This is a genomic window from Streptomyces hokutonensis, from assembly GCF_000376565.1.
Taxonomy (GTDB): Bacteria; Actinomycetota; Actinomycetes; order Streptomycetales; family Streptomycetaceae; genus Streptomyces; species Streptomyces hokutonensis.
On record NZ_BARG01000052.1, the window covers coordinates 159,985 to 173,519 of the forward strand.

At 70.7% G+C, this 13,535-nt stretch carries 11 protein-coding genes; all 11 read left to right on the top strand.

Features of this window, described 5'->3' with window-relative positions; genetic code table 11:
* Positions 1–96 precede the first annotated feature (96 nt).
* A complete protein-coding gene (locus SSP08S_RS31950) occupies positions 97–1,389 on the top strand; it encodes a hypothetical protein (protein ID WP_019071735.1) in 1,293 nt (430 codons plus the stop codon).
* A 449-nt stretch (positions 1,390–1,838) separates the two neighbouring features.
* Positions 1,839–3,116, top strand: a complete 1,278-nt coding sequence (locus SSP08S_RS31960; protein ID WP_019071737.1) for a sulfite oxidase — start codon at positions 1,839–1,841, stop codon at positions 3,114–3,116.
* 364 nt (positions 3,117–3,480) lie between these two features.
* On the top strand, positions 3,481–4,506 hold the full coding sequence (locus SSP08S_RS31970; protein WP_019071739.1) for an isopenicillin N synthase family dioxygenase: 1,026 nt from the start codon (positions 3,481–3,483) through the stop codon (positions 4,504–4,506).
* On the top strand, positions 4,503–5,819 hold the full coding sequence (locus tag SSP08S_RS31975; protein WP_019071740.1) for an O-acetylhomoserine aminocarboxypropyltransferase/cysteine synthase family protein: 1,317 nt from the start codon (positions 4,503–4,505) through the stop codon (positions 5,817–5,819). The genes SSP08S_RS31970 and SSP08S_RS31975 overlap by 4 nt, the downstream gene beginning before the upstream one ends.
* Before the next feature lie 74 nt (positions 5,820–5,893).
* Positions 5,894–7,444 carry an ABC transporter substrate-binding protein gene (locus SSP08S_RS31980; protein WP_019071741.1) on the top strand — a complete coding sequence of 517 codons (1,551 nt, stop codon included), beginning with the start codon at positions 5,894–5,896 and terminating at the stop codon, positions 7,442–7,444.
* Positions 7,445–7,475: 31 nt separating this feature from the next.
* Positions 7,476–8,426: an ABC transporter permease gene (locus SSP08S_RS31985; protein ID WP_019071742.1), complete on the top strand. Its 951-nt coding sequence runs from the start codon at positions 7,476–7,478 to the stop codon at positions 8,424–8,426.
* A complete protein-coding gene (locus SSP08S_RS31990; protein WP_019071743.1) occupies positions 8,423–9,280 on the top strand; it encodes an ABC transporter permease in 858 nt (285 codons plus the stop codon). Before SSP08S_RS31985 ends, SSP08S_RS31990 begins: the two co-directional genes overlap by 4 nt.
* The gene (locus SSP08S_RS31995) at positions 9,277–10,071 is read left to right on the top strand and encodes an ATP-binding cassette domain-containing protein (RefSeq protein ID WP_019071744.1); all 795 of its coding nucleotides are present in this window, start codon (positions 9,277–9,279) and stop codon (positions 10,069–10,071) included. The genes SSP08S_RS31990 and SSP08S_RS31995 overlap by 4 nt, the downstream gene beginning before the upstream one ends.
* A complete protein-coding gene (locus tag SSP08S_RS32000) occupies positions 10,068–10,853 on the top strand; it encodes an ATP-binding cassette domain-containing protein (protein ID WP_019071745.1) in 786 nt (261 codons plus the stop codon). Before SSP08S_RS31995 ends, SSP08S_RS32000 begins: the two co-directional genes overlap by 4 nt.
* Before the next feature lie 13 nt (positions 10,854–10,866).
* Entirely contained in the window at positions 10,867–12,213 is a 1,347-nt protein-coding gene (locus tag SSP08S_RS32005; protein ID WP_019071746.1) for an LLM class flavin-dependent oxidoreductase, read from the top strand.
* Positions 12,210–13,535: an LLM class flavin-dependent oxidoreductase gene (locus SSP08S_RS32010; protein WP_019071747.1), complete on the top strand. Its 1,326-nt coding sequence runs from the start codon at positions 12,210–12,212 to the stop codon at positions 13,533–13,535. The genes SSP08S_RS32005 and SSP08S_RS32010 overlap by 4 nt, the downstream gene beginning before the upstream one ends.

Below are 13,535 nucleotides of genomic sequence, written 5' to 3' on the forward strand. Positions count from 1 at the left end.
TTTTCGTGCCCTTAATCCGTATCGATCGATCCAGAAAGCTGCTGCTCCGCTCTTCTTTCAGCCCCACACCACTTCCTCGACCACACCGGAGGACCCATGGCCCCCGTACGGACCTCGTCCGCGCCCGCTCTCGGCGGCGCCCGATGGAACACCTTCCCCGAGACCGGCACCATGACTGCCCGTCAGTTCTTCACCGGCACCGTGCCGTTGCTGCAAGGGGTCGTCGACTCCCTGCAGAGCGTCGACAGCGACGTGTTGAAGGACCAGATCCACGCGACGCTCGGCCTCGGCACCCGCGAGACCTCCTTGCCGCTGACCGTCGGTCCGGACCGCGGTTCGGCAAGCCGTGAACTGGGCTCGCAGGCCGACGCCTTGGGCCGGGAGATCGCCTCATGGGCGACCACGGCACTGGACCAGCTGCTCACCCACCCGATACCGCTGCCCGCCGGCCCACTGGTCGTCCGCAGCCACTGCTACGGCCACCTGCTCACCCACCCCGCGACCGACCTCCTCATGGGCCGTCGCGGCGGGCCCGTCGCCATACAGCTCTACAACGAGTGGCTGCACCAGATGGTCCTGCTGCGCGATGCCCTGCTGCCCTTCACCAACTGGCAGGACGTCCCGCTCCTGGTCACCCCGACCGGACTGCGGCACACCGAGCCGGCGCGTGACGCCTTCCTCACCGAACTCCTGGTCCGCCAGATCCGGCACACCGGCATCGTGGACTTCGCCCGGCACGTCGTCACCGGCACCTCGGGTCCGACCGGCTACGGCTTCGACCACGGCGGCGGCACCGTCCTGCCCGCAGTGGTCGACGGATCGCCCCTCACCGCTCCCAGGCATCTGCTGACCTGGCGTCCCGCTCCCGGTCAAGTGGCCGATGACACCACCACGTATGTCGCCGAAGCGGAGGACTACTACGCCGCACCCCGCACACTCGTCGAGGAACTGCCGCCCGCCGCCGGAACATCGGGGCCGGCCTCGGGCCGTGTCGTCAGCGGTCCCGCGACCGACGGGACGCGCACCGCCCACATCGAGGTGACCCGCGACGGCACCACTGCCCGCGTCGATCTCGGCCAGGCGCTGCGCGGTCATCGCTTCGCCCGCCTGGCCCCCACCCCAGAGGCCGCATCGGCCGGTGAAGCCCGGACCGCCGGCCTGTGGGACGTGCTGCGCGCACCCGACCTGGTGTGGACGGAGACCGGCGAGGTCACCGTGGACGCCACCGCTCAGGACGACCTCGTGGCGCTGGCACTGCTCGGTCGCCTCTACCCGGAGAACGTCGCCCTGCGCCGCACCGGCCGAGACACCGGTCCGGCAACGGTCGACAGCGACCGACCGGGCCGCATCGTCATCGACCTACCCGACCCCGCGACTCAGCGTAATTGAGCTTCGACCATCACGGAGATCCCGTCCGTACAGGGTGTGCCGGCGTCTCGCCGCCCACCACCGCGATCACGTCAACGCACTTGAGTCCCGCCCGCATCCGCTCGTGCACCCGGGCGGAGCGGCGGACTCAGGTCGGGAGCAACTCCTCGGCACGCGGCGCGCGTTCGCCCTCCGCGGTGTCCTGCCGCGCAGACGCGGACGCCTCGTTGACACCCTCCCTTCCAGCTGCTTGCATCTCGCCATGCCGTTGTCGCAGCCGCTGACCCGCCGCCGCGCCGTGGACCTCGTCCGGGTGGCCGCCGCGCTGTGTCGGGCGACCGGCTGATCACGCACCTCCTCGCCCTTGTGCCAACAGTCGTGCCGGAAAGGCCGGTTGTGCACGCGTCGGCACTTCCCGCGAACTTCCGTGCCGCTCCGCACTTTTCGCCCAGAGATGACGAGGACACGCCATGTCTGTACCCGCTGCCCCTCCCGGTCGCCACGACGAAACGGACTACGACCGCCGCAGGCTGCGCCAGTGGCTGGCCGGTGAGGCCAGGGCGGACGGGGTCACCCGCCGTCGGCTGCTCACCCTGCTCGCCGCCACGGCCGCCGGGACCGCGCTCGGCGGCACGCGGACCGCCCGCGCCGCCGTCCCCGGAATCGTCAAGCCGCTGCCGCCCGAGTGGTTCATCGAGCGGGGCACCAACGCCGAGACCCGCTGGGACGCGCTGCGCGGAACCGGCCACCACACCCCCAACGAGCTGTTCTTCGTGCGCAACCACACCGCCACCCCCGTTCTGGACGCCGACGACTGGCGGCTGCGGCTGTGGGGGAGCGGGCTGCGCGGCACCCCCGGCGAGGACCGGCCGGTTGAGTTCGGGTACGACGATCTGCGCGCCCTGCCCGCCGTCACCCGTACCGCCTTCGTCGAGTGCGCCGGAAACGGGCGCTCCTTCTACACGACCCAGCAGGGCGACACGGTCACCGGCACCGCGTGGACCCTGGGCGCGATCGGCGTCGCCCGCTGGCGCGGGGTGCGCTTGGGCGACGTGCTGCGCAGAGCCGGGCTGTCCCGGAACGCCGTCGACGTGCAGCCGCGCGGTCTGGACGCCGAGTACGTCAGTGGCGGCGAGAACCTGGGCCGGGTACGCCGCCCGCTGCCGCTGGTGAAGGCGCTGGACGACGTCCTGCTCGCGTACGAGATGAACGGCGAGCCGCTGCCGTACGACCACGGGTATCCGGTGCGGGTGCTGGTGCCCTCCTGGGTGGGGATCGCGTCGATCAAGTGGGTCGGCGACATCGAGGTGTCCGCGCAGCCGCTCTACTCGCCCTGGAACACCACCTTCTACCGGCTGTTCGGCTCCGCCTACCCGGAGGACGGCAGCGCGCCGCTCACCCGGCAGGTCACCAAGAGCGCATTCGAACTGGCCGGCGGGGCCACGTTCACGGCAGGGAGCACGCACGTACTGCACGGGCGGTCGTGGTCGGGCGCGGGCGCCGTCGCCCGGGTCGACGTCAGCACCGACGACGGCGCGCACTGGCGGCCCGCCCGCCTGCACGACCGGCCCCGCGCCGACACCTGGACCCGCTGGTCCCTGAACTGGCGGCCGGACGCACCTGGCGCCACCCACCTGCTGGCCCGCGCCACGGACACGGCCGACCGTACCCAGCCGGACATCGCCGTGCCCAACGCCCTGGGCTACCTGTTCGACGCGGTGGTGCGCCACCCGGTGAGCGTGGTGTGACGGACAACGGCGCACCGGGCCCGCTGCCGACGCCTCGTCAGGCCGTCGTCCCGATAACCGTCCCGATCGCCGTCTCACCCGTCGGGATGCTCGGTGGACGCACCCGCAAGCGTGTGCTTTGATCCGCTCATGGAGACCACTGGCCAGGCACACACGGTGCTGCTCGACCCGTTCTGGGTGAGCCGCCGCGCCGACCAGTTCGACGAGATCTGTCGTTGACCGTCGGCCCACGGCCCGCGCTCTCGACCTCCCTTCCCCGACCTGCTCCCGGCGTATACCTCTGCCCTGTCGGCAACTGACCGTTCCTTTACGGCCGTTGCCGCGCGAGCCGCCGTGTCCGGGTCTGCTGCCGCGAAGGAATCCCATGGCACAGCCCACCGTCCTCCCCGTCATCGACATCTCCCGCCTGCGGGATCCCGGCACCGACCGGGACGCCTTCCTGGCCGAACTCCGGTCCGCAGCCCACGAAGTGGGGTTCTTCTACGTCACCGGACACGGCGTTCCCCCGTCCGTACGGGACGAGGTCCTGCGAGCGGCCCGCGCCTTCTTCGCGCTTCCGGAGGAGGACCGACTGGAGATCGAGAATCTCAACTCGCCCCAGTTCCGCGGGTACACACGCACCGGAACCGAGTACACGGCGGGCAGCGCCGACTGGCGCGAACAGATCGACATCGGCCCGGAGCGCACGGCTCTCGCCGTGGGACCGCACGATCCCGACTACCTCCGCCTCGTCGGGCCGAACCAATGGCCCTCCGCGCTACCGGAGTTGCGTGACATCGTGCTGCGCTGGCAGACGGAGGCGCTGCGCGTGAGCCGGGAGGTGCTGCGGGCACTGGCTGCCGCGCTCGGACAGGACGAGGGCTACTTCGACCAGTGGTTCGACGACGAGGCGGCCGTGCACGTGAAGATCGTGCACTATCCGCCGCGCCCCGCCGAGGACGCCGACCAGGGAGTGGGCGCGCACAAGGACTACGGGTATCTCGCGCTGCTGCAGCAGGACGAGGTGGGCGGACTCCAGGTCCAGCGCGAGGACGGCGGCTGGATCGACGCCGTACCCGTGGCGGACGCCTTCGTGTTCAACATCGGCGAGATGCTGGAGATCGCCACGCAGGGCTATCTGAAGGCCACTCGGCACCGGGTGATCAGTCCCTCGGGCGTGGACCGCTACTCCATCCCCTTCTTCCTCGGCCCGCGCCTCGACGCGGTCGTCAAGCCGCTCCAGCTCCCGGCGGAACTCGCGGCCCGCAGCCGCGGTGTCACCGACGACCCCGACAACCCCCTGCTCGCCGCCTTCGGTGAGAACGCCGTGGTCGGCTGGCTCCGCTCGCACCCGAGGGTCGCCGAACGCTGGTGGTCCGACGTCCTGGCGAAGCGGGAGAGCGAGCGATGAGCACCCAACGACCCTACGACGGCTGGGAGTTCGAGACCCGGCAGGTGCACGCCGGCGCCGTACCGGACCCGGCCACCGGCGCACGTGCCGTGCCGATCCACCAGACCACCAGCTACGTCTACCGCGACACCGCGCACGCCGCCGCGGCGTTCGAGCTGTCCGACCTCACCACCCACGCCTACACCCGGCTGTCGAACCCGACCACCGCCGTGGCCGAGGAGCGCATCGCGGCCCTGGAAGGCGGATCGGCGGCCGTCGCCGTGGCCAGCGGCCAGGCCGCCACGGCCCTCGCCCTGCTGAACCTGGCCCGCGTCGGCGACCACATCGTCGCCTCGTCCTCCCTCTACGGCGGCACCCGCACCCTCCTGGAACACACCTTCGCCGACTTCGGTATCGCGGTCACCTTCATCGACGACCCGGACGACCTCGGCGCCTGGTACGCGGCCGTACGCCCCGGCACCAAGGCGTTCTTCGGCGAGACCATCGGCAACCCGCGCGGCAACGTCCTCGACATCGAGGCGGTTGCCCGTATCGCGCACGAGGTCGGGGTCCCGCTCGTCGTGGACAACACCGTGCTCACGCCCTACCTGCTACGGCCCTTCGAGCACGGCGCCGACATCGTCGTGCACTCCACCACCAAGTTCCTGTCGGGACACGGCACCGGTATCGGCGGAGTCGTCGTCGACAGCGGCCGTTTCGACTTCGGTGCCGACCCGGACCGGTGGCCGGGCCTGACCCACCCCGATCCGACGTACAACGGGCTGTCGTTCTGGGACTCCTTCTCCGACCTCGGCCTCGCCTACGCGCTGCGCCTGCGCACCCGGCTCGTCCGGGATCTGGGACCGGCCGTCTCACCCTTCAACAGCTTCCTGCTCCTTCAGGGGCTGGAGACGCTCAGTCTGCGCATCGAGCGCCATGTCGCGAACGCCCGGACACTGGCCGCCTGGCTGGAGGCGCAGCCGCAGGTCGGCCGAGTCCACTACGCGGGCCTCGAATCCAGTCCCTGGACGACCCAGGCCAAGCGGTACCTGCCGCGCGGGGCCGGAGCGGTACTCGCCTTCGAACTCGCGGACGGGCTGGACGCCGGGCGCCGATTCGTCGAAGGAGTACGGCTGTTCAGCCACCTCGCGAACATCGGCGACGTACGCAGCCTCGTCATCCACCCCGCCTCCACCACCCACGCCCAACTCGACGCCGGCCGGCAGGCCGCGGCCGGTGTCGCCCCGGGTCTGGTGCGGCTCTCCGTAGGTCTCGAAGGCGCCGACGATCTCCTCGCCGATCTGGAGACCGGACTGAGGGCAGCCGCCGGATGAGTAACCGCCGTACGGGCGCCCACAGCCCACGCGCTCCACGAACCACCGCTCACAGCCAAGGAGTCAGATCAGCCATGCGCCGCAGAACCGCCCTCCGGCTCGCCGCCACCACAGTTCTCGTCGGCCTGACCGTGACCGCGTGCGGCACCGGATCGTCCGGCGACCCGGCGAACGCCGGAGGGACCAAGCAGGCGACCCAGTCCGCCGACATCGACAAGAACGCCACCGTCGACGTCCGGCTCGTGCTGGAACCCACCAGCCTCGACATCGCCTCCACGGCGGGTGCGGCCCTCGACCAGATCCTGCTCGACAACATCTACCAGGGCCTGCTGACCCGAGACGAGAACAACAAGATCCGGCCCAGCCTGGCCACTTCGTACGAGGCCTCCTCGGACGGGCTCACCTACACCTTCCACCTCGCGAAGGACGCCACCTTCCACGACGGCTCCCAGGTCACCGCGGCCGACGCCGTCTGGTCGTTGCAGCAGGTCACGGCAGTCGGTTCGAAGAACCCGGACGCGGCGGCGCTCGCCTCCGTCAAGAGCGTGTCGGCGTCCGGCGACCACACCGTCGTCGTCAAGCTCAAGCACCGTGACACCAACTTCACCTGGGGCCTGACCGAACGGGCCGGGATCGTCTTCAAGAAGGGCACCGACTTCTCCACGCTGGCAGGCAAGGAGAACGGCACCGGGCCCTTCGAACTGGCCGGCTGGAAGCGCGGTTCGTCCATCACCTTCGTCCGCGACGACTCCTACTGGGGTACGAAGGCCAAGGTCGCGAAGGTCGTCCTCCACTACATCAAGGACGACAACGCCGCCAACAACGCGCAGCAGACCAGCCAGACGGACATCGAGACGGCGGCGCAGGCCGACCTGCTCCAGCCGTTCTCGGACACCGGCAAGTACACGGTGCTGCGCGGCGACACCACCGACAAGTTCACCCTCGCGTTCAACAACGCCTCCGGCCCCACCAAGGACATACGTGTCCGGCGCGCGATCCGCCAGGCCATCGACAACGCCGGCCTCGTCAAGACGCTGGGCGGAGCCGCGAAGGCCGTCGGCGGCCCGGTCCCGGCCACCGACCCCGGGTACGAGGACCTCACCGCGATCGACGCCTACGACCCGACGAGCGCCAAGAAGCTGCTCAAGCAGGCCGGTTACGGCAGCGGGCTGAAGCTCACCGTGCAGATCCCCAACATCTACCCGCCCACGATCGGCGACTACCTGATCTCCGACCTGAAGCAGGTCGGCATCCAACTCACCGTCAAGCAGGTCGAGTTCCAGACCTGGCTCAACACCGTCTTCACCAAGCACGACTACCAGCTCAGCCTCGTCGACCACGCCGAGGCCCGCGATCTGTACAACTTCGCCAACCCCGCCTACTACTTCGGCTACGACAACGCGAACGTCCAGAAGTGGTACGCCGCCGCGGGCACCGCCACCAGCGACGTGCAGCGCGACGCGTACCTGAAGAAGGCGGCCCGCCAGGTCTCCCAGGACGCCGCCGCCGACTGGCTGTTCGTCAACCAGACACTCACCGTCGTCCGCAGCGGAGTCACCGGAGTACCGCGCAACTTCACCAGCAGCCGCTACGACCTCGCGGACCTCGCCGTGGCGAAGAAGTGAGGCAAGAAGTGAGGGAAGAGGTGAGTTCCGCGTGACCCTCTATCTGCTGCGCCGGGCCGCCCTGTTGGTGGTGTCCCTGTTCGCCGCCAGCGTGCTGATCTTCCTCGTCCTGCGGCTGCTGCCCGGCGACGTCGCTCAGACGATCGGCGGCATCAAGGCCACCCCGGCCCAAGTCGCCGCCGTGCGCGAGGACTTGGGGCTCGACCGGCCTCTCGTCGCGCAGTACGGCAGCTGGATCGGGGGAGTGGTGACCGGGGACTTCGGGCGGTCGGTCCTCGACGGTACGTCGGTCTCCGGACAGCTCGCCGAGAAGTTCGCCGTCACCGGGCCGCTGACCCTGGGCGCGGTGGTCCTCGCGCTCGCCTTCGCCGTGCCGCTGGGGGTCTTCGCCGCCGTACGGCGCGACTCCTGGCTCGGCGGCGCGGTGAACACGCTCGGACAGTTCGGTATCGCCCTGCCCGCCCTGTGGGTGGGACTGCTGCTCGTCCTCGTGTTCGCGGTCCAGGTCCGCTGGCTGCCCGCACAGGGCTTTCCCGTCGACGGCTGGGCCGAGCCCGGGCAGGCGCTGCGCAGTCTGGTGCTGCCCTGGCTGACGCTGGCGCTGTCCGAGGGCGCGGTCCTGCTGCGGTTCGTGCGGTCCGCCGTGCTCGACGTCCTGCACCAGGACTGGCTGCGCACCGCACGCGCCAAGGGCCGTACCCGCACCGGCGCGCTGCTGAGCCACGGACTGCGCAACGCGGCCGTGCCCGTGGTGTCGGTGCTCGGCCTGCAGATCGCCGCGCTGATCGCGGGCGCGGTCGTCGTGGAGCAGGTGTTCGTGCTGCCCGGTGTCGGCCAGATGCTGATCACCGACGTCGGCAACCGCGACCTGGACAAGGTGCAGAGCGAGATCCTGCTGCTCACCGGGGCGGTACTGGTGATCGGGTTCCTCGTGGACCTCGTGCACCGGCTGATCGACCCGAGGCTGCGGAGCGCGGTATGAGCGTGCCCCTCGCCCTGCGGGCGCTCCTCAGAAGCCGCAACGGCCTCGTCGGCTGCGTCCTCGTCGGTGTCCTCGTGCTGTCCGCCCTGGTCTCCCTCGTCTGGACGCCGTACGACCCGACGCTCGTGCGTCCGCAGGACGGCTGGCTGCTGCCGTTCTCCGGCGGGCATCTCCTCGGCACGGACCGGCTGGGCCGGGACGAGCTGAGCCAGCTGCTCACCGGCGCCCGCAGCACCCTGCGCACGGCCCTGCTCGCGGCGGCCGTCGCGGCCGTGGTCGGGCTGGCCCTGGCACTCACCGCGGTCCTTCTGCCGCGCTGGCCGGGTGCCGCCGTCGTCCAACTCACCGACGTGCTCATCGCGTTCCCCGTCCTGCTGATCGCGATGATCCTCACCGCCGTCCACGGCGGTTCCACCTGGACCGTGATCACCGCGATCGGCGTCGGAGCGGGCGTCAACCTCGCCCGGGTCGCCCGCGCCGAGGCGGCCCGGGTCCTGGACACGGACTACGTGCTCGCGGCCCACGCCGCCGGTTCCGGCACCTGGCGCACCGTACGCAAGCACCTGCTGCCGAACATCGCGCCCACCCTTATCGTGCAGCTCTCGCTGGTCCTCTCCGTCGCGGTGCTCGCCGAGGCCGCCCTGTCCTTCCTCGGATTCGGCACCCCGGCACCCGCGGTCTCCTGGGGCCGCATGCTGTACGAGCAGCAGGCGTACATCGCCGCCCGCCCGCTGCTCGTCATCTGGCCCGGGATCGCCGTCGCCGCCTCCGTGCTGGGCTTCAACCTGCTCGGCGACGGTCTGCGCGAGGCCACGGACGCGCGCCTGCGGGTACGGGAGGTGACCCCCGTATGAGCCTGCTGAAGATCAGCGACCTGAGCGTACGCATCGGCGGTACGACCGTGGTCGAGGAGGTCGGCCTGGAGCTGGCCCCCGGTGAACGGCTCGCGCTGATCGGCGAGTCCGGCTCGGGCAAGTCCCTCACCGCGCTCGCCGTCATGGGACTGCTGCCCGACGGCGCCGAGGCCACCGGCAGCGTCCGCCTCGGCGGCGAACAGCTGCTCGGCCTCGGCGACCGGGAGTTGTCCCGGCTGCGCGGCGAACGCATGGCCATGGTTTTCCAGGAACCCATGAGCGCCCTCAACCCGCTCATGCGCATCGGCAGGCAACTCGCCGAGCCGCTGCGGCTGCACCGCGGACTGAACCGGCGACAGGCCGCAGCCGCGGCCGTCGAACTCGCCGCCCAGGTAGGACTGCCGGACCCCGAACTCCTCGTCCGTTCCTGGCCGCACCAGCTCTCCGGCGGCCAACGCCAGCGCGTCGGGCTTGCCATGGCCCTCGCCACCCGGCCGGCACTGCTCATCGCTGACGAACCCACCACCGCCCTCGACGTGACCGTCCAGGCCGACATGCTCCGGCTCCTCGACGAGCTGGTCCAACAGCACGGCACCGCGCTGCTGTTCATCAGCCACGACCTCGCGGTGGTCGCCCGGCTGTGCCCCCGGGTCGCCGTGCTCAAGGACGGCCGGCTGGTCGAGGAGGGCGCCACCAAGACCGTCGTAAAAACTCCCCGACACCCGTACACGCAACGGCTGGTGGCCGCCGCGCGGGCCACGGGCTGGGACACCCCGGAGGTCGCCCGATGACGACACTGCTCAAGGGGAGCGGGCTCAGCCGCAGCTTCCGGCTGCCGCGCACCTCGCTGCGCGCGCCCGCCGTCCACCGTCATGCCGTACAGGACGTGTCGCTGGAGCTGAACGAGGGCAACAGCCTAGGAATCGTGGGGGAGTCGGGCTCCGGGAAGTCCACCCTCGCCCGGCTCCTGCTGGCCCTGGACCGGCCCGACGCGGGGACGGTGCACTACCGGGACCGTGAGGTACGGCCGGGCGCGCCAAGGAAGTTGACCTGGTTCCGGCGTGAGGTCCAGGTCGTGCTCCAGGACCCGATGGGCTCGCTCGATCCGCGCGCCACCGTCCGTGACATCGTCGCCGAACCGCTGGAATGCCTGCGGCTGCCCGGCGACCACGACGACCGGGTGGACGAACTGCTGCGTGCCGTAGGCCTGGAGCCGGCTGTGCGCGGCCGGTACCCGCACGAGTTCTCCGGCGGACAGCGGCAGCGCATCGCCATCGCCCGCGCCCTCGCACCCGGCCCGAAGGTCCTCGTCGGCGACGAACCGCTCAGCGCGCTCGACGTGTCGGTGCGCGCCCGGATCCTCGCCCTCCTGGACGACCTCGCCGAGGCCTACGGACTGACGCTGCTGCTCGTGTCCCACGACATCGGTGTCGTACGGCATCTGTGTACCGACGTGCTGGTGATGAAGGACGGCCGCGCCGTCGAACAAGGCCCGGCCGCTCAGGTCCTGGCCGATCCCCGACACCCGTACACACGCCGCTTGTTGGCCGCCGTACCCCGGCTGCCCGCATGACCGGAGGCACACCATGACCACCCAGACTCCACGTCGGCTCACCCTCGGAGCCCTCGTCCACGGCTCCGGCGGACACATCGCCGGCTGGCGCCATCCGGACGCACGGCCCGACGGACAACTCGACTTCGCCTTTCACGCAGATCTCGCCCGGACCCTCGAACGCGGGCGCTTCGACGCCCTGTTCGTCGCCGACGTCGTGGCGATCTGGGGACACCAGCTCGACTCGCTCTCCCGCACCGGCCGCGCCGAACACTTCGAACCGCTGACGCTGCTCGCCGCCCTGTCCCTGGTGACCGAGCACATCGGCCTGGCTGCGACGGCGACCACCACCTACAACCATCCCTTCCACATCGCCCGCAAGTTCGCCTCCCTCGACCACATCTCCGGCGGTCGCGCCGGCTGGAACGTCGTCACCTCGGTCGTCCCGCTGGAGGCGGCGAACTTCGGCCGCGACAGCCACCTCGAACACGAGCTGCGCTACCGCCGCGCCGACGAGTTCGTGCAGGTCGTCAAGGGGCTCTGGGACAGTTTCGACGACCAGGCCGTCGTACGGGACAAGGAGAGCGGGCGCTACTACGACCCGGCCGGCCTGCACACTCCGCACCACCGGGGCGAGCACTTCACCGTCCGTGGACCCCTGAACATCTCCCGGCCGCCGCAGGGGCATCCGGTGCTCTTCCAGGCCGGATCCTCCGCCACGGGACGGGAGTTCGCGGCCCGGCACGGCGAGGTCCTGTTCACCACCCAGCACGAACTGGGGGCCGCCCAGGACTTCTACGCGGACGTCAAGGCGCGGGCGGCCGGCTTCGGCCGCGATCCCGACGACCTCCTGGTGTGGCCGGGCCTCACTCCGCTCGTGGCCGCCACCGAGACGGAGGCCCGGCGACGGCTCGCCGAACTCCAGGACCTCATCCACGACGACGTGGCCCGCCGCCTGGTCCAGGACAACATCGGCGACCTCGATCTGACGGACCGCCCGGTGGACGGCCCGCTGCCGGACATCCCCGATACCAACCGCAGCAAGTCGCGCAGGGAGCTGCTGCTCAAGCTCGCCCACGACGAGAAGTTGACGATTCGTCAGCTCGCCCACCGGTTCGCCGCGGGTTCCGCCGTCGCCGGTACCCCCGAGCAGATCGCCGATCACATCGAGACCTGGTTCCGGGCGCGGGCGGCCGACGGATTCAACATCTCCTTCCCCTATCTGCCGGGCCCCGCCGACGACTTCGTGGACCACGTGGTCCCGCTGCTCCAGCGCCGCGGTCTGTTGCGCGCCGAGTACGAGGGCGCCACCCTGCGCGAGAACCTCGGCCTGACGCGCCCGGCCGCCCGCGCCCGAGACCTCCAGGAGACCGGCCGATGAGCCGCCGCACCGACCAACTCCACCTCAACGCCTTCCTCAAGCCGCCTGGCGAGTACCTGGCCGCCTGGCGGCACCCCGACACCGCCGCGGACGCGGGCGTGAACATCCGGGAGGTGCTCTCCTTCGCGCAGACCGCCGAACGGGCCGCCTTCGACGCGGTGTTCCTCGCCGATCTCGTCGGCGTGCCGTTCGCGAGCGAGGACGTCCTCAGCCGCGTCAGCGTCGTCAACGACTCCTTCGAACCGACGACCCTGCTGGCCGCACTCGCCGCTGGCACCTCCCGGATCGGCCTGATCGCCACCGCGTCGACCAGCTACAACGAGCCGTACCACGTGGCCCGTACGTTCGCCTCGATCGACCACATCTCCGGCGGCAGGGCCGGCTGGAACGTGGTGACCTCCCTCAACGACGGCGAGGCCCAGAACTTCGGCCTCGACGCCCACCTCGACCACGCCACCCGCTACGACCGCGCCGAAGAGTTCCACGACGTGGTGACGGGTCTCTGGGACTCCTTCGAGGACGACGCCTTCCACCATGACCAGGCGAGCGGTGTCTACTTCGACCCCGCCAAACTGCACGCGCTCGACCACGAGGGCAAGCACCTCAAGGTCGCAGGACCGCTCAACATCGCCCGGCCTCCGCAGGGACACCCGGTCATCGTCCAGGCCGGGGCTTCGGAAGCGGGCAAGCAACTCGCCTCCCGAATCGCCGACTTGATCTTCTCCGGCATCAAGGATCTCACCCGGGCACAGGAGTTCTACGCCGAGATCAAGGAACGCGCCGCCGCCCACGGCCGCGACCCCGACCACCTCAAGGTGCTTCCGGCCCTGTCCGTGATCACCGCGCCGACCGAGTCCGAAGCCCGCGACAAACTGGCCCGGCTCACCGAACTCCTGCCCCCGCAGGTCGCGTTGGCCGACCTCTCCTACTGGCTCGGCGGCTTCGACCTCAGCTCCTACCCACTCGACGGCCCGCTGCCCGAGCTCCCCGTCTCCAACCAGTCGCAGACCGCACAGCAGCAGATCTACGAGGACGCCCGCCGCGACCACCTCACCATCCGTGACCTGGTGCGAAGGGTCGCCGACGACGACCGGACCGTCACCGGCACCCCCGAGCAGATCGCCGACCACATCGAGGAGTGGTTCCACGGCCGCGCCGCCGACGGCTTCAACGTCGTCTTCCCCTATCTGCCGGGCACGTTGGACGACTTCGCCGACCTGGTGATCCCCGAACTGCGGCGCCGAGGCCTCTTCCGCACCCACTACACCGGCACCACGCTCCGCGACCATCTCGGGCTGCCCCGGCCACCCCGGCGCTCCTGA